This window comes from Pseudoalteromonas sp. SaAl2, from assembly GCF_052947895.1.
Map to the genome: position 1 here is coordinate 1000579 of NZ_CM129605.1, position 16235 is coordinate 1016813.

Genomic DNA, 16235 nt, shown 5'->3' on the forward strand with positions numbered 1-16235 from the left:
GTTAAAAATAGTGAAAATTACACATAACTTTAAGGTATAAAAATGAAAAACTATTTCTCTATTTTTCTCATTATGTTATCAATCGTTTTGCAGGGGTGTGTTTCCAATGGCATTGAGCGACATATCAATTCACAAGACCTTGCTGGCATAGTTAACTATATGGAACAGAATGAGGTAGATCTAGCATTACTCGAACTGAACCGAGTTCTTCCAGTCTGTGAGGCTTACTTTAAGGTTAAGCAATATAGACTCTTTGAAGACTGCCTTAGTCATTACGATTCCAGGGAGAATGCTAAATGGACTTGGTTTGATGGTAGCTTTGGTACTACCTTTAATCAAAGTGGAAAAGACGCTGTATTTCACGTCTGGAGAGCTCAGTTAGCATTAGATTTATCTGACTATTCAACCGCCAAAAAACATGCTCTTGCAGCAAACCAACTATTTAGTAGCGGAGATGTGAGTCCTGTTGAACTCGTTAGTGTTTTTAATGTAATGTCTGGTTTCACACTTGATAGCCACAACAAAAGCTGGCTCTTTTCTCGATATCAAACGGCTGCTTTAGGCGTACTGATAATATCAGAAGCTAATTTAGATAATTTTGAGGCCGCCAAGGTTAATATTGACAAGCTTAAAAGCATTGACACGTTAGGGTACCCAGAAAGGTATGAAGATCAACAGCACGTTTGGCTTGCAAAAGGTTATATGGCAATCGGCGAATATCAAAAGGCGTTAACAACTATTGAGCAAAGTTTGTCACTTTCATTTTCTGATATTGGCAGTGCATCTGTGGAGTTGCTTGGCGCGCCAATTAATTATTCTGTTGCATTAGCACGTGGTACCCAATTTGGTAGCTATGAGTCTCGCTGGGCATATCAAAGTGAAGCTCAAATGAATGCTCTAAATTGCCATGCTCTATTAAAACTAGATAAAATCGCTGCTGCGGAAGTTTGTTACAATGATCCCGATGTAAAGTCTGTTATTCAATCATTTGGTGACTTGTCTTTTTTACGCCTAAAAGACTTAGGAGAGATTCAATATCAACAAAATAAACTTGAAGGTGCATATCAATACTTTCAAAAAGCAATCGATTTACTTGAAGGGCAACGCTCCACAACCATAACCGATACAGCAAAATCGGAGTCATTTCTAATTATATCAATATTTATAACACTATGGTTTCTACATTGATAAAACTAGATCAAATTGAAGAGGCATTTGAGTATACCGAGCGTGCAAAATCGAGAGCATTAGTTGATATGCTCGCGTCAAAAAGTGTATTTGGCGTTCAGAAAAACTCTAATATGACTCCATTAGTTGCTCAACTTGATAAATCTAATCAACAAATGTTAGTGAGTGATTCTATTGAAAATACAAGAAGTAATCGTGGACTAAAACGCAAAATTGAGACAGAGTCACCCCAGCTGTCGTCTTTAATCACGGTTACTGCTAAAAGCTACAGCGAGTTGACCGCGCAGCTTACTAATGAAGAAATACTGGTTGAATATTTTGGCTCAGACGATAGCTGGTATGCGTTTGTTATAGAAAAAGGTGAAATCTCAGTCAGTGAATTAGTGGTTCCTAAATTAGAAGAGCATATAGCTAACTTTCGCAAGCAAATTTTAAAGCCACAATCATCTAGCTACCAAGAATCAGCTCAGGTACTCTATAATTTACTAATCAAACCACTTGAAAATAAGCTCAACAACCAAAATATTACGATTGTTGCTCACGGGCCATTACATTATTTACCGTTCAATGCGCTTCATGATGGTAATAAGTTCTTAATCGATAAATACAGCATACGTTCTCTACCGTCTGTCAGTGTACAAGCTTATCTTGATGTTAATAGCGAAAAACACAGAGATCTAAATTTATTAGCAATAGGTAACCCGGATTTAGGTAATGTAGCTTTTGATTTGCCCGCAGCTCAAAAAAGAGGTAGAAACACTGGCGAAAGTGACTCCACGCTCTAAACTTCTAGTCAGAGATCAGGCTACTGAAACTGCTTTAAAAGCTAACGGGTTAAAGGCTCGAATACTGCATATTGCTTCTCATGGCGAATTTGATCCACAACAGCCTCTGGGTTCTCGGCTGTTACTCGCTTCTGATGCTCAAAATGATGGGTTTCTTACCGTGAGCGATATTTATAATCTTAATTTAAACGCTGATCTAGTGACGCTAAGTGCCTGTGAAACAGGGCTGGGAGATATAAAAAAGGAGACGACGTCATAGGCCTAACACGTGGTTTTTTATTTGCGGGTGCAACTTCCATTGTATCTAGCCTATGGGTCGTAGATGATCAGGCTACTGAGACTTTAATGGTTGAATTTTACAGTAATATTAATAAAAAAGGTAAGCGAGATGCGCTTCGTTATGCTCAACTGGATATCAAAAATAATTACCGAGAGCACCCTTTTTACTGGGCTGCTTTTCAATTAATAGGTAAACAATAGGTTTTCTAGCTAAGGGTTATGCTTTTAAAAAGAGTAAAACATGTTTAACCATCTTAAACACAGGTTTGAATTATTAAAGAGCGAGGATAAATTATTCGACTATACTGAAAAGTATTCATCCTACTTTTACGACATAAAAAATAGAAATGGCATCGCTTGAAAAAACGTTAAGGTTGCCGTCCAGAGCAGGTGGTTAACTGTAGCGATATTATTAAATACTGGTTGCTTGATGACAGCTATGGGAAATGCAAAACCTCACTTTCTAGATATACTACAAGGCCTAGCTATCAGCTACTAATGCTCTAATAATGGTTTAGATAGATATCTTTCGAGAGATTTTACACGGTGAAAGCCCTCTGTAATTTACAGTAATGATCTGAGGCTTGAAGTTTGTTATAAATTACGGCGGCTATCTTTCACTTTTTCAATATATCAGTAATCCACTATATTACATTAACGCATAGGTATTTTTATCTGTTTATTGACACTTAAAACTACTCAAAAGGAACTTATTCACTAAGTATTATGTTATATGTTGTATAGAGTAATAAAAAAGTCTGTTAGAGCATTGGTCCTTACATCGTGCTGGTTTCATTATAGGTTTCAGGTGTTACGTTGATAACGTGGGGCTTAAAACTTATCTATTTGTTTTTTATCCTTTAAAAACAGAGTAGTAAATTCATATTGTTGCGTTAGAGTAAATAAATGACGTAATAGAAAATGTAAAGAATATTAATCTAGAAGAATTTGATTATACTATACATATATTCATTAAGTTTAAGTTCATCTTGAAGGGTCTAATAGTTGAAAACATATATTTATATAGCAATAGTGTCCATGACACTTCTAGTGCCATTTTACGCACAAGCGAAGAGTACTGATTGGGTTACTCAACCTTACAAGGTTGTTAAAGGAGGGATGCCGGCTGTTGGATGTGCAAGCAATTCTGGCGACTTTGGGGTTGATTCGATGGAAGCTGTACTGTTAGCCCAGAGCAACTTAATAACTCAGATCGATACTCGTATATCACAAATGAGGAAGCGTTTTACTGAAAAGCGAACTACTGCAAATAAAGCATTATCAAGCTCGATATTTGAACAGCTTTCAACCTCTTTTGCTGAAGGCGCGTTAATTGATGCTCGCACTGAAAAAGTGGAGTATATAAACCTCAATGGTGTAGAGCAGCTGTGTGCTTTAGTTGTACTGCCAAATGAAAGAGTTAAAGCGATGATAGGCCAAGCTATGAATGAGCCTAGAAGTGATATCACAGCAGATAATGAATCAATTCTTTATTTAGAGTTTATGAAAGCTGAGCTAAAGTCGGAACAATAATGGAAACGCAAAACTCGAACTCTTTTTGGGGTAATGTTAAAAATATTTCTGTTACGGCTGCAGCAACATTTCTTGCGTTAGGAGCTTGGAATGATTCAGTTGATTTGATTCAATCGGCATATAGTTATTCAGTATCTAAATTTACAAATACCCTTGATTATCAAAAGTTACAGTTTGTACAAGTGGGGTTAAATAAAGAGTTTATTGAAGGCACATTTGGTCCAGCACAACTAACCAAAACCTCGCAATTAAACAGTGAAATTAATTATATTTATTATCTTGATGATAAATATATTCTCACTCTTTTCTATAACAGTCAGCAAGTTAAGGCTTTTACCATCATTACGGTTAAAGATGACTTTATACCTTTAGGATTATTAGAATTAGATAACATGGCAACTGATTCAACCTTACAGCAATTAGCTCCAAGCTTTGAAGGTATTGCTGTAGATCCTAAAGAGTCGCTTTTTGTTATAGAAAATCAACTGGGTAAAAACGCCTTATTTTTAAAAAAATACATTGGGAATGTGCAGTACGGAGCTCGTCATTTCTTACAGCCTGCAATACTTGCAGATATAGAAAATGCAATGTTAGTAGATGAAAGTACGGTATTGGAAAAAACAAAACCTTTAATGTCTGCACCGCTTAATTTCTTTGGGGTTGGCCAATTGCCTGTTGATTTAATTGCGGATGCAGTTTTATCTCCCCGTGAATATGTTATTTATGGAAGAAAATGATGAAATGTTGGCTGCATAGAGTGTTCATTGGAGCTGTTTTATTTAATGTGTGCATAGCAGTGGCTCAAGTAGGTAATGCGCAAGACCGATTTCAGGCATTTAAAAAACAACGGCTTGAGAAAGTTAAAACATTTGACGAACAACGATTAGAAAAGTATAGGCTCTTTAAACAAGCATTAATTACAAAGTGGGGCGTAGCCGACACGAGTAATGAGAAAGAGGTGGTAATTTACGATGAAAGTTTGACGTCTAAATTATCAATAGATTATGAACGCAACACAATAGAAGTTGTGTCACTAACCCCTTTAAGTGCAGAGCAAGCAGTAAATATTGTAAATGAAAAATTAGCTACGCCAATAATGCAAGTTGGCACAAGTCAAGGTTTTGGCTCATTTACAGCAGACAATAATAGTGACCGAATTAGTGTTGTGCCAGCACTGACGATAGCGAAATCATTAAATTTAACTACTAATATGCAAGAGGAAGATTTTGAGAGCATACCTTTAGTAGAGGCGCAGCAAGCATTAAAAGAAAAAATAGCACATAAGCTGACTGACGAAATAATTAAAATAGACAATTTTGTCCATCATTCAGATAATACTGACGAGCAGCAAAAGTCAGTTCTGACTGTATATAAAAAGTCGTTAGAAGAAGAAAAAAATAAGCTTCAAGAACAGGTTGTTAATAAAAAAATTAGCACTTATAAGTTTACTTTTAAAGATAGTAAAATTAGTAAAGCAAAACTTTACCTAGATGATATAAGAACGTTTTCTAAAGAGTATAATGTTGACCCTTTTCTTATACTAGCTATTGTTGAAACCGAATCTAGTTTTAACCCTTTGGCTAAGTCGCATATTCCTGCTTTTGGGTTAATGCAAATAGTACCGGCTACAGCGGGACTTGATGTGAATCATCGCGTTTTCAAACAAAAAACGAAGCCAGAAGAATCATTACTATTTACTCCAAGTAAGAATTTACTATACGGCTCAGCGTATTTAAATATTATACAGCAGAATTATTTTTCTTTGATAAAAGATAATCAAAGAAAAATGTTATGTGCTATTTCTGCTTATAACACTGGGGTTGGCAATATTGCACGTGCTTTTAATGGCAAGAGCAAAAATTTAAAAAAGGCTCAGTTGATAATTAATAACTTATCAACGGCTGAAGTTAAGCATGTTTTATTGACAAAAACCCATACAGAAACACAAAATTACCTTAAGAAAGTGTTGGCTCGTAAGCAATTTTATGAAACAGAGTTAGCAATTGAGTGGGCGCAGAAATTATGATTAGAGTAGTATATTATTTATCTTTTTTAATTTTTTCTTGTGCTACATCGGCAACCAGTCTGACCCTTACTGGGGTGGGCTTTAGTAATTGTAAAAAAATAACACAAGAGCAGTGCTTATTAGATGCTCAGCAGCAAGCTGTTGCAATGATCAGCGGACAAATATTTGTTAATGTGGAAACCAATGCGAGTGTTTTTAAACAAAAGAGAAATAATACAATTGAAAGTATTTTTGAGACATCTACTCGTACTCACTCTAATATGCCTATTTATGGCGCAACGCAAGTGTGTGAACAAGATAAAACGAATAGCTCAATCAAATGCACAGCGCAACTCAATAAGTTAACTTCAGTAAAGTTATATATTCAATCTGCAGAGAGATTAGCCGCCGAGATAGATAAAACTTACCTTTTGTCATCACAACAAAAGTTTGTTGATAATTATACAGCAATGTCGATGTTGGTCAGTAAACTAGCAACGTTAAAACAATATGAAGCAATCATTAACTCTCTTGATCCTAATAAACATTATCAAGTTAGAGTATTACTTGATTTACCAACCTTAGAATTATTATTAACAGATATGGTCAAAAAGCCAGTGAGCATGGCCACTTTTATTACACGTATAAAACACATTTTACCCGTAGGTCCTGTACTTATTAAACCGGCTATTTTGGATGACCAGTCGATTTCAGAATTTGCAGTGGAAGTATTTAGACAACTTAATAATTCAATTACCCATACTGTGAGTGATGAACAGTCTGCTGACTATATTTTATCGGGGAGTATGAGCTACGAAGCAGATTCGGTTGCAGTAATGTTTAATTTAATCAATAAAGAAACATTGCAAACACAGGCCAGTGTACTTAGTTACATCAATCATACTCATAGACCTAAACAGGCCGATACAGAAAGCTTTCAACAGAGCCTGTTTTCTCAATACGGCTCTGAAAATCGGGAGTTATTTGTAGATATTAAAACAAATAAAGGTAAGAGAGGTTTATTGTTTTCAGAATCTGAGACGCTTACTTTATCGGTGTTAGTGTCGAAACCTAGTTGCTTTTATATCAGTGGGTTTATTAATAATAAATCGAAAGAAATTGGTTATTTGCTCCCTTTACATGATAGACCGCAAAGCCGTACAGGACTTTTTATTGACTGCGTTGATGCTACACATATTAACACATGGCGTAATATTGGCAGTTTTACCGTTGAGCCCCCATTTGGGGTTGAAAGTTTACAAGTTAGTGCCGCTTTAAAATTATTAGTTAATGATTTACCTAGCTCCCAGTTAGATGAAGCATCTGGATATCAAGTTATTGCTAATAATAAAAATGACGCATTAGCGAAAACTCGGGGCTTGAAGCGAATTTCTGCAACACGACCTGCTACCCAACTTGTACATGCAGTACTGCAATTTAATACGGTGGGTATGTAGTAGCGCATTTTATAGCTTCAGCTATTTGGTTAAAAATGCTTACAGCCATTTGATTATGGCTCTGGCTTTAATTATAGACATATGAACTCTTCGTATTTGAAGTTTATAATCAAATTTACTATGACGCGTTGTTAAAATGTGTTGAGTGAGGATCCCATATCACTCGCTATCCGTATTGTTGCAACACTGAACTATTGTGATACTATTGTGATACTTTATTCATGTTCTAACTAGGAATGATCATGAGAGTTGAACTCGTTACGACACTTAAACGTCAAGCTACTAAAATATTATCTGAGCTTCATTCTTCTAAAGAGCCAGTGCTAATCACTGAGCATGGACAACCAGCTGCATACCTTGTGGATGTTGATGACTTTGAATTCATGCAAAAACGTATGCAAATTCTTGAGGCTTTGGCTAAAGGTGAGCAGGCTATAAGTCGGGGTGAAACGATGTCTAATATTGAAGCTAAAGAGAAAATGAGTAAATGGCTGAAATAATTTGGACTAACCCTGCTTTGGAAGATATTAACGATATAGCTGAATATATTGCGTTGAGTAACTTGCTCGCAGCTAAAAATTTGGTATCCGAGGTTTTTGCTAAAGTCGAACGCCTAGAAGACTTTCCAGAGTCGGGGAAGAAGCCTGCCGAATTGAGCAATCTCAACTATCGTGAAGTAGTTGTTAATCCTTGCCGTATCTTTTATAAAATAGACAATAATAAAGTTTATATTTTACACATCATGAGACAAGAGCGTGAGTTACGAAAATTTTTGCTTCTAGTATAAGATAAAGTTAATCGGGTAGCCGGAGGTCTCTAACCTCCAGCTCCCACACCACCCATCATGCGCTTTTTATTAACAGGAAGTGTAATGGGCGGTTCATCTCCCGTAATGAATATTGATCCAAATATCCCTCAATGACGCTAAACCTTGTGACGCTAAATAGTCATTGCCTAGCGCAATGTTAATTCCTTTTGTTAGTTTTACATCTAAATATATTCTTTTACATTAACAGGACGTAGGTTAATCTCCCATTTGAACACGTTTCTCTTCTTGATCAGTAAATACGACTTAAGTATAGATTGTGTAGTGCGAAGTTAGGATTAGAATAATGTAAAATCTAACAAGGGGCTTAAAATGAACTTGGAACGTATTCGTAATGGCAAGCTGCATGGCAAGGTAATGCAGGCAGAACAAGCAAGCCAATTTATTAAAGATGGAATGACAGTAGGGATGAGCGGCTTTACTCGTGCTGGAGAAGCTAAAGCAGTACCTAGAGCATTAATAGAGCAAGTTAAAAATAATCCAATAAAAATAAATTTAATGACTGGCGCATCTTTAGGTAATGATTTAGATAAATTACTGACAGAAGCGGGCATTTTAGCTCGTCGTATGCCTTTTCAAGTAGATAACACTTTACGCAAAGCGATTAATAATGGTGATGTTATGTTTATTGATCAGCATTTATCTGAAACGGTTGAACATCTACGAAACCATCAATTAACCATGCCTGATGTAGCTGTTATTGAAGCCGTCGCTATTACCGAAGAAGGGCATATTGTACCGACAACATCAGTAGGCAATTCAGCGAGTTTTGCTATCTTTGCTAAGCAAGTAATTGTTGAAATTAATATGCTGCATAACCCTAACCTTGAAGGTTTGCACGATATATACATTCCTTCCTATCGTCCTACTCGCCAGCCAATGCCGTTAGTTAAAGTAGATGATAGAATTGGTAGTACTGCTATTCCTATCGATCCTGAAAAAATTGTTGGTATTGTTTTTACTAACCAAAGCGACTCGTTTTCTACGGTTACCGACCCTGATGAAGATACTGCCGCAATTGCGCGCCATTTGGTTAACTTTTTTCAAGATGAAGTATCTCAAAATAAATTACCAGCTAATTTAGGTCCATTGCAAGCTGGTATTGGTAATATTGCCAACGCAGTAATGATGGGTCTACTTGATTCTGACTTTAAAGACTTAACAATGTATTCAGAGGTATTACAAGATTCGACATTTGACCTTATTGACGCAGGTAAGCTCAGTTTTGCATCGGGCAGCTCGATTGTGTTGTCTGAGCGCTGTAACGCGCAAGTATTTAATAACTTAGAACAATACAAAGATAAGCTAGTGTTACGCCCTCAAGAAGTTTCAAACCATCCTGAAATAGTGCGTCGTTTAGGGATCATTGCTATAAATACTGCGCTTGAATTTGATATATATGGCAACGTAAATTCAACACATGTGTGTGGCACTCGAATGATGAATGGTATTGGCGGCTCTGGTGATTTTGCTCGTAATGCACATTTAGCTATATTTGTTACTAAATCGATTGCTAAAGATGGCGCTATTTCAAGCGTTGTACCTATGGCGAGTCACGTTGATCATAACGAACACGATGTTGATATTTTAGTAACCGAGCAAGGCTTAGCTGATTTACGTGGCTTAGCACCGCGTGAGCGTGCTGTACAAGTTATTAAGCATTGTGTACACCCAGATTATCGTGAAGCGATGTTAGATTACTATGAGCGCGCTTGTGAGCGTGGCGGGCATACGCCTCATTTACTTGAAGAAGCGTTTAGTTGGCATATTCGCCTAGAGCAAGAAGGTAGTATGAAAAAAACATTAGTAACGCAAAATTCCCCTACGGCATTATCTGCTTAAGTTTGTTTTACATAACCTTATAAGACATTTTGCATTATCCTCAACGCTTAGGACGGCTATCCAACATGAGGATATCAAGTTTGTTTTGTGCTTTTTTATAATTCTGCAAATCACTGGTTTCGATCATTTCACATTCATCAGTAACCATTTCGGTTATTAGGCTAGGATAGTGTTGGCAATCTTCTGGCCTGTCTAAATAGATGCTGCAGGTGTATTTAGTTGTGGCGTGTGGGTCACTTTTTGGTGCTATCTTGAGAAATGGGCATTGTTTGAGTTTTTCGCCTGATTGCGGATCATGCCATATTTGATTATTTTTAACGAATGCAAAAATATCGGGGTTGAAGAGTTCCCATAAATCAATTTCTTCTTGGGTCGCGTTAAGGTCGCCGCCACCATATTTGATACAGCATTTACCACATTGGTTACACTCTTTCATGGTTCACATTCGTTATCATAGTTTCACTTTACTATACAGTAATTAGTACTAAGATCGCTAAGAAACGTTCGTTGCTAACAGGTTAGGTTTCCAGGTTAGGTTTCGTGTGTATCGAATCGGTTAACCTGTTTGCACAAGGCGAGCCTCATGGTCATTTTGCTCTAGCCATTGTGTAGCTTGTTCAATATCAGTAAAAACAGCGGTGGTGCTTTTAAAAATATCTTTTATTAATTGTCTTTGAAGTGAGTTACAAATAACTACAGCGGTAGCTGTGCAACCATGTTTTATATACTAATCATAAATCAGTTTATTCGCTGTAACAGCTTCAGGTGTGCCTAGTACTTCTTGATCCCAGATCTCAAGACGTTTCCAGTTTTTTACTTGTCTTATTTATCTTAACCTATGGATATAAGAAAAGTTTAATTCATATATAATTAATCACATAATAACCCTGCTACAAGGGGATTGTCGTGTTTGTTAAATTAAGGGGGTTACTAGGTATGCGTACAGAGCTAAGAAACCGTATTATTGAGGTATGTGATAAGAAAATAGCAGCAAAAGGTGATGAAGTAGGTTTATCTTTTTATGCTTTTTTTGCCAATAAAAATAATGAGCCAGAACTATTAATGGAAGTTGCTAGCTGGTGGATACAAACGCATCAGTTAGACCACTTTGTGAAGGCACGCAAAATAAAAGATATGATGTTAGCCAAGCTATAAAATTTGAGCAGTGTAGGCAGGAGTAGCCCCTGCCGTTATTATAAGTTAGCGCAGTGCGAGTTTGTGGCTAAAAGCTTACATGACACTTTTTATATTTTTTACCACTGCCACATGGGCACTCATCGTTGCGACCGACTTTAATATCGGTAGTGGGAAATATATCACCATCTAAGTAGCGCCATAGGCCATCTTCTTTTACAAAGCGTGACTTTTCGTGCAACTGGCAATATAAGTTTTGGTAGAAATAGCTTACGCAAAATTCAACGACCCCTGTTTTATCATTGTGTTCAGCCGCTATTACATCTAGGTTACTGAAACGGCAACTATTAGCAAAATCAGCTATTTCTTTAATAGGGTTTTCTGGTTGTTTTTCCTTTGCGTATGTTTGGTAAACGTACTTGGCATTTTTAAGAGCATAAGCAACGTAACGTGAGCGCATAAGCTGCTCTGGCGTTGTTGCCTGTGCTGAGCTCGTATGTAGCTTTTCACAGCAGTCAGCATAACTCAGTTTACTATTACACAAGCAAAGATTTTGCGTGAGTGAGGTCATTATGTTTTACTTGTTAGATAAAACGATATTTTAACAGCTTACTGTGCTAATGCTAACTCACTTGGCTGCTTCGTTTTGGTAAAACAATATAATTTTGCGCTAGTATGCTCTAAGTTGATTGATAAATCAGCAAGCTGGTTATCTTTTACTATATCAGTCCATGTGATGACTGCGGCAAAGTTACCATTATGAAGTGCAGAATTTAATACATACTCTAAATTTACCAAGTGTTTTTTGTCTGATCACTAAAAGCTTTGAGGTATCAATTGAGCAAGAGTCTAGCAATGCTTTACTTGGTACATGGTCAGGTGCAATTAAAAGGGTCCACGCATTTTGACTGTTGTAATGGTGAAGCACTTTTAATAATTCAAAAGTTGCAGATATCTCATCTTCAATTTGAATTAAATTAACTGCTGCACTTTGATTATCTTGTTGGTAGCTTTTAACAGTTCTTACGGTAATTAGCTGTAACATAACTTTCACTCACTGGTTGTTTATACAGTATTTATATACAGTAGTTTATACAGTTGTTGTGCGCAAGTACTTTTTGCTATTTTTTAAACAATTTATTCGTTTAAAATGAAAGATAATTAATCGATAAAAACAATTTGTTTAAATATCAATGGATTATGTTTTTATGGTTAAGCTCACATTAAGAAGTCGGTGGGATTAAATGACTAAATTGTTGCTGGTGAATTTGTTCATACAGTGTTGCTGCATAACATTTTGCATCTTGAAAGCGCTTTGTTGTCAGGTGTTTTCTCAAATCAGTTAGCGCTGTTGTAGCAGGTTCATAACCTTGGCTACTTGCAAGGCTAAGCCAAACAGCGCCATGAAATACACTATGCGGTACGCCCTGACCTTTAATAAAAAACAGGCCTAAATAAAATTGTGCGCGATGGTTACCCGCCATTGCGGCAAGTCTCATCCATTTTGCTGCTAGGGGAGGTTGGTCGTTTTTTAAATAATACAGTGCCTTGGTAACAACATTATCGGGGGTATCCGCTTTACCTTCTTTTTTGTACCGTATTACTCGGTTGAGTAATAAAGGATAAAACATTATCTAGTTGTTGCTCTAGGTCCAGCCCACTTGGAGATGTATCTGTCATAATACCACGCATGTTATTGTTTTCGTTCACAGCATAAGTTTAGTCTAATACAAGGTAATTTGTCCTGTTATTCGTTAAATCTATGGTAAAATTACGCAATTATTCATTTGTTAGCTGAAATTTTATTATGCTTGATGCGTTATTCAAGATCAAAGCCCATGATTCGACCGTTCGTCGGGAGTGTATTGCGGGATTAACGACTTTTATTACTATGGTTTATATTGTTTTTGTAAACCCTGCCATGTTAGCTGAGGCCGGAATGGATCAAGGCGCGGCATTTGTAGCAACGTGTATTGCAGCGGCTATTGGTTGTTTTATTATGGGCTTTTGGGCTAACTATCCGTTAGCGCTTGCTCCGGGTATGGGGCTAAATGCCTTTTTTACCTATGGCGTTGTTTTAGGCATGGGTTACACTTGGCAAGCAGCATTAGGTGCGGTGTTTATGTCAGGCTGTATCTTCCTGTTTTTAAGTTTGTTCAAGGTTAGGGAATGGATAATCAATGCGATTCCTTTAGTGTTAAAACAAGCAATTGCTACCGGGATTGGTGCGTTCTTAGCGTTAATAGCGCTTAAAAATGCAGGTATTATTGTAGCGAGTCCTGCAACATTGGTTCAGTTGGGTGATATTACTGCAGCCGGTCCGCTTTTAGCTATTTTTAGCTTTTTTGTTATTGCTGCATTACTTTATCGTGATTTTAAAAGTGGGGTATTAATAAGTATTTTAGCTGTAACCTTAATCGCACTTGGTTTGGGTTTAGTACAATACCAAGGTGTGGTGTCAATGCCGCCTTCAATAGCACCTACGTTTATGCAGTTAGATTTTGCTGCTGCGTTTGAGCTTTCTATGCTTAGTGTGATCTTTGCGTTTTTGTTTGTTGATTTATTTGATACCTCGGGCACGCTCGTCGCTGTAACGCAAAAGGCTGGGCTTGCTGACGAAAAAGGGAATATGCCTCGTTTAGGTCGTGCGCTTAGCGCTGATAGCACAGCGACAATTGCAGGGTCAATGCTGGGAACTTCAACGACTACCTCTTATATTGAATCTGTTGCCGGTGTATCTGTTGGTGGACGAACAGGGTTAACGGCGGTAGTAGTGGGCATCTGCTTTTTATTAATGATGTTCTTTGCACCGCTTGCGCAAATGGTGCCAGCCTATGCGACCGCTGGAGCAATCTTATATGTCGCGGTACTAATGCTGCAAAATTTAAAGTTTGTAAACTGGGATGATATGACAGACGCCATACCAGTAAGTGTGGTATTGCTGATGACACCATTAACGTTTTCAATTGCGCATGGTATTGCATTGGGTTTTATTTCATACACTGCGGTAAAGGTGTTATGCGGTAAGCGTGATGAGGTAAGTATCAGTGTGTGGATTTTAACGGCGATGTTTGTCATTAAATTTGCGTTTTTATCCTAGTCTAAATACAACCAAAGAAAAAGTGAGTTACCACTTTTTCTTTGGTGCAAAAAGTACATCTAAGTCGTCTTGCTCTTGCTCGTTTTTCTTTTTTAAAGCTGTTGCGTTGGATGCTTTTAGCTCGGTACTTATTGCTTCTAAATAACCTTCGAGTTCTTGTTTTTTTGAATTGATGTAATCATCACTATAAGCGACAGCCGACACAGTGGCGTAGGCTTTTTCAAAGTATTGACGAGCAGAGCCTACCATATTTGCCGAGCGTGCTGATATACCTCGTTTAATTTGGCTTTCGATATTTATTCTCAGTTGTAGTTTTTCTAAACGTTTATCTTCTGCTACGAATACTTGGCTATCTACTTTACCTTTGCCATGCTCTGAGCGCAGCACGGCTCGCAATTTCTTAATTCCTTGGATAAGCGTGATTAATTGTTTATCGCTATCAGGTAATGCGAGGTTTTCCGAGTTACTAGCATCTACAGGGTCTGACATACGTGTTTTTGCTTCATTTAAGCGGTTTTTTAGTTCTTTAGAGGTCGGTGATAATTGCACCATAGCTGTGAGTGCATCATATATACGGCGTTGAATTACGCGGTAGGCGTTTTCTGACATTGGGATATTGGCGCTATTGAGCAATATATCTTCAGATTCTTCTATGATCTTTTTTTGCTTTGTGAGCTCTTTTCGGCGCTCAGTTTCTTGTTTCTCTTTATGTTGTTGTACCGCACTTACCCATAAGGCAATAACAATAAGTGCAACTATCAACATAATAATAATAGAAACGATCATGGTTTAGGTCTCTGGTTTTATAAGCTAATAATTTTTATCTTACATTAAATATATGCTAACAGGGTAGTTTTGCGCGGCTTATGACAAATAAAAATTTCTTTCTCATTATTTATAACTATAAAAATGCATTTTTTGCTTTTTCGTCAGCTTATCTTGTAAAAAGATGGCTACCTCATATCGAGCGTTTGTGCTAGCCTAAGGATAATAATCTTATAAATAATGGTCGGTTTAGTCTTTTTATTCTAAATATTAGAAATAAAACTTGGCTTGGCGTGCTTCAACATTTATAAATAAGCAGTATAACAACACTAAAAATGTAGCTATGAAATTACAACAACTCAGATACATCGTCGAAGTCCAAAATCATAAACTAAATGTGTCAGCAACTGCTGAGAGCTTATTTACTTCTCAGCCTGGTATTTCAAAGCAAGTGCGCATGTTAGAAGATGAGTTGGGCGTACAAATTTTTGGTCGAAGTGGCAAGCACTTAACTCATGTGACCAGCGCGGGAAACGAAATAATTAATATCTCTCGCGAGATCTTATCAAAAGTTGAAGGGATTAAAGCGGTTGCCAATGAGCATACACTTCCTGACCAAGGTAAGTTAAATATTGCGACTACTCATACGCAAGCACGTTATGCGTTGCCAAGTGTAATTCAAGGCTTTATGAAAAAGTATCCGGCAGTATCATTGCATATGCATCAAGGCACTCCACAGCAAATATCTGATGCGGCAGCCCGAGGGGATGCTGATTTTGCCATAGCCACAGAAGCATTACATTTATATTCGGACTTGGTGATGTTGCCGTGTTACCACTGGAATCGCAGTATTGTGGTTGCGAAAGATCATCCGCTTGCAAAAAAAGCAAACTCGTTAAGCGTTGCTGATATTGCACAATACCCGCTAATTACTTATGTATTTGGTTTTACTGGGCGTTCTGAACTTGATAAAGCGTTTAATGCGCAAGGTTTAGAGCCGCATATCGTATTTACTGCAACTGATGCAGATGTCATTAAAACGTATGTACGCTTGGGGTTAGGTGTGGGTGTGGTTGCATCAATGGCAATTGATCAAATCTCTGATACAGATTTAGTGTGTATCGATGCGAGCCATTTATTCGAAGCCAGTACTACCAAAATAGGCTTTAGAAAAGGCAGCTTCTTACGTAGTTATATGTATGACTTTATTGAGCGTTTTGCACCGCACTTAACAAAAGAGCGAGTAGAGCGAGCAAGCTTATTACGTAACCAAGAAGACGTTGATAAGTTATTCGAAGATATTGAGTTACCAGTAAAGTAA

General features: G+C 37.3%; 15 protein-coding genes and 3 pseudogenes. 13 read left to right on the forward strand and 5 right to left on the reverse strand.

The window, feature by feature from the left end:
- The first annotated feature begins 42 nt into the window (after positions 1-42).
- The 10 genes and pseudogenes from ACU8V8_RS04755 to ACU8V8_RS04800 all read left to right on the forward strand — a co-directional run bounded on the left by ACU8V8_RS04755 (position 43) and on the right by ACU8V8_RS04800 (position 9915).
- On the forward strand, positions 43-1188 hold the full coding sequence (locus ACU8V8_RS04755; protein ID WP_446888993.1) for a hypothetical protein: 1146 nt from the start codon (positions 43-45) through the stop codon (positions 1186-1188).
- Positions 1185-1973, forward strand: a complete 789-nt coding sequence (locus ACU8V8_RS04760; protein ID WP_446888994.1) for a CHAT domain-containing protein — start codon at positions 1185-1187, stop codon at positions 1971-1973. The genes ACU8V8_RS04755 and ACU8V8_RS04760 overlap by 4 nt, the downstream gene beginning before the upstream one ends.
- Positions 1957-2453, forward strand: a pseudogene (locus ACU8V8_RS04765) (CHAT domain-containing protein). Before ACU8V8_RS04760 ends, ACU8V8_RS04765 begins: the two are co-directional and overlap by 17 nt.
- 837 nt (positions 2454-3290) lie before the next feature.
- A complete protein-coding gene (locus ACU8V8_RS04770) occupies positions 3291-3785 on the forward strand; it encodes a hypothetical protein (protein WP_446888995.1) in 495 nt (164 codons plus the stop codon).
- A complete protein-coding gene (locus ACU8V8_RS04775; protein ID WP_446888996.1) occupies positions 3785-4522 on the forward strand; it encodes an ETEC_3214 domain-containing protein in 738 nt (245 codons plus the stop codon). Before ACU8V8_RS04770 ends, ACU8V8_RS04775 begins: the two co-directional genes overlap by 1 nt.
- Positions 4523-4542: 20 nt before the next feature.
- Positions 4543-5811, forward strand: coding sequence for a transglycosylase SLT domain-containing protein (locus ACU8V8_RS04780; RefSeq protein WP_446888997.1), 1269 nt, complete (start codon positions 4543-4545; stop codon positions 5809-5811).
- Positions 5808-7247 (forward strand): hypothetical protein, encoded by a 1440-nt coding sequence (locus ACU8V8_RS04785; RefSeq protein WP_446888998.1) that lies wholly within the window; start codon positions 5808-5810, stop codon positions 7245-7247. The genes ACU8V8_RS04780 and ACU8V8_RS04785 overlap by 4 nt, the downstream gene beginning before the upstream one ends.
- A 242-nt stretch (positions 7248-7489) precedes the next feature.
- On the forward strand, positions 7490-7747 hold the full coding sequence (locus tag ACU8V8_RS04790) for a type II toxin-antitoxin system Phd/YefM family antitoxin (RefSeq protein WP_446888999.1): 258 nt from the start codon (positions 7490-7492) through the stop codon (positions 7745-7747).
- Complete coding sequence (locus tag ACU8V8_RS04795) at positions 7735-8034, forward strand: type II toxin-antitoxin system RelE/ParE family toxin (protein ID WP_446889000.1); 300 nt, start codon at positions 7735-7737, stop codon at positions 8032-8034. Before ACU8V8_RS04790 ends, ACU8V8_RS04795 begins: the two co-directional genes overlap by 13 nt.
- 351 nt (positions 8035-8385) lie before the next feature.
- Entirely contained in the window at positions 8386-9915 is a 1530-nt protein-coding gene (locus ACU8V8_RS04800; protein WP_446889001.1) for an acetyl-CoA hydrolase/transferase family protein, read from the forward strand.
- Between the two features lie 40 nt (positions 9916-9955).
- Here ACU8V8_RS04800 and ACU8V8_RS04805 read toward each other — a convergent pair whose 3' ends face one another.
- Positions 9956-10351, reverse strand: coding sequence for a YkgJ family cysteine cluster protein (locus ACU8V8_RS04805; protein ID WP_446889002.1), 396 nt, complete (start codon positions 10349-10351; stop codon positions 9956-9958).
- 500 nt (positions 10352-10851) lie between these two features.
- Here ACU8V8_RS04805 and ACU8V8_RS04810 point away from each other — a divergent pair, with 500 nt between their 5' ends.
- On the forward strand, positions 10852-11070 hold the full coding sequence (locus tag ACU8V8_RS04810) for a DUF6500 family protein (protein ID WP_446889585.1): 219 nt from the start codon (positions 10852-10854) through the stop codon (positions 11068-11070).
- Between the two features lie 67 nt (positions 11071-11137).
- Here the strand turns inward: ACU8V8_RS04810 and ACU8V8_RS04815 are convergent, their stop codons facing one another.
- From ACU8V8_RS04815 to ACU8V8_RS04825, 3 genes and pseudogenes are all read right to left on the reverse strand, one after another.
- Positions 11138-11620, reverse strand: coding sequence for a YchJ family protein (locus ACU8V8_RS04815; protein WP_446889003.1), 483 nt, complete (start codon positions 11618-11620; stop codon positions 11138-11140).
- A gap of 38 nt (positions 11621-11658) precedes the next feature.
- Positions 11659-12094 (reverse strand): annotated as a pseudogene (locus ACU8V8_RS04820) (SulA-like leucine-rich domain-containing protein).
- 178 nt (positions 12095-12272) lie between these two features.
- A pseudogene (locus ACU8V8_RS04825) lies at positions 12273-12729 on the reverse strand (tetratricopeptide repeat protein).
- 127 nt (positions 12730-12856) lie between these two features.
- Here ACU8V8_RS04825 and ACU8V8_RS04830 point away from each other — a divergent pair.
- Entirely contained in the window at positions 12857-14149 is a 1293-nt protein-coding gene (locus ACU8V8_RS04830; protein ID WP_446889004.1) for an NCS2 family permease, read from the forward strand.
- A gap of 27 nt (positions 14150-14176) precedes the next feature.
- Here ACU8V8_RS04830 and ACU8V8_RS04835 read toward each other — a convergent pair whose 3' ends face one another.
- Positions 14177-14935: a hypothetical protein gene (locus ACU8V8_RS04835; protein ID WP_446889005.1), complete on the reverse strand. Its 759-nt coding sequence runs from the start codon at positions 14933-14935 to the stop codon at positions 14177-14179.
- A 322-nt stretch (positions 14936-15257) separates the two neighbouring features.
- Between ACU8V8_RS04835 and cysB the strand changes: the two genes are divergently transcribed.
- Complete coding sequence (gene cysB / locus ACU8V8_RS04840; protein ID WP_421959846.1) at positions 15258-16235, forward strand: HTH-type transcriptional regulator CysB; 978 nt, start codon at positions 15258-15260, stop codon at positions 16233-16235.

Bases quoted from the DNA above. Each gene is read 5' to 3' on its own strand.
- ACU8V8_RS04755 (WP_446888993.1), top strand. From the start codon at position 43: ATGAAAAACTATTTCTCTATTTTTCTCATTATGTTATCAATCGTTTTG.
- ACU8V8_RS04770 (WP_446888995.1), top strand. From the start codon at position 3,291: ATGACACTTCTAGTGCCATTTTACGCACAAGCGAAGAGTACTGATTGG.
- ACU8V8_RS04775 (WP_446888996.1), top strand. From the start codon at position 3,785: ATGGAAACGCAAAACTCGAACTCTTTTTGGGGTAATGTTAAAAATATT.
- ACU8V8_RS04785 (WP_446888998.1), top strand. From the start codon at position 5,808: ATGATTAGAGTAGTATATTATTTATCTTTTTTAATTTTTTCTTGTGCT.
- ACU8V8_RS04790 (WP_446888999.1), top strand. From the start codon at position 7,490: ATGAGAGTTGAACTCGTTACGACACTTAAACGTCAAGCTACTAAAATA.
- ACU8V8_RS04795 (WP_446889000.1), top strand. From the start codon at position 7,735: ATGGCTGAAATAATTTGGACTAACCCTGCTTTGGAAGATATTAACGAT.
- ACU8V8_RS04800 (WP_446889001.1), top strand. From the start codon at position 8,386: ATGAACTTGGAACGTATTCGTAATGGCAAGCTGCATGGCAAGGTAATG.
- ACU8V8_RS04805 (WP_446889002.1), bottom strand. From the start codon at position 10,351: ATGAAAGAGTGTAACCAATGTGGTAAATGCTGTATCAAATATGGTGGC.
- ACU8V8_RS04810 (WP_446889585.1), top strand. From the start codon at position 10,852: ATGCGTACAGAGCTAAGAAACCGTATTATTGAGGTATGTGATAAGAAA.
- ACU8V8_RS04815 (WP_446889003.1), bottom strand. From the start codon at position 11,620: ATGACCTCACTCACGCAAAATCTTTGCTTGTGTAATAGTAAACTGAGT.
- ACU8V8_RS04830 (WP_446889004.1), top strand. From the start codon at position 12,857: ATGCTTGATGCGTTATTCAAGATCAAAGCCCATGATTCGACCGTTCGT.
- ACU8V8_RS04835 (WP_446889005.1), bottom strand. From the start codon at position 14,935: ATGATCGTTTCTATTATTATTATGTTGATAGTTGCACTTATTGTTATT.
- cysB (WP_421959846.1), top strand. From the start codon at position 15,258: ATGAAATTACAACAACTCAGATACATCGTCGAAGTCCAAAATCATAAA.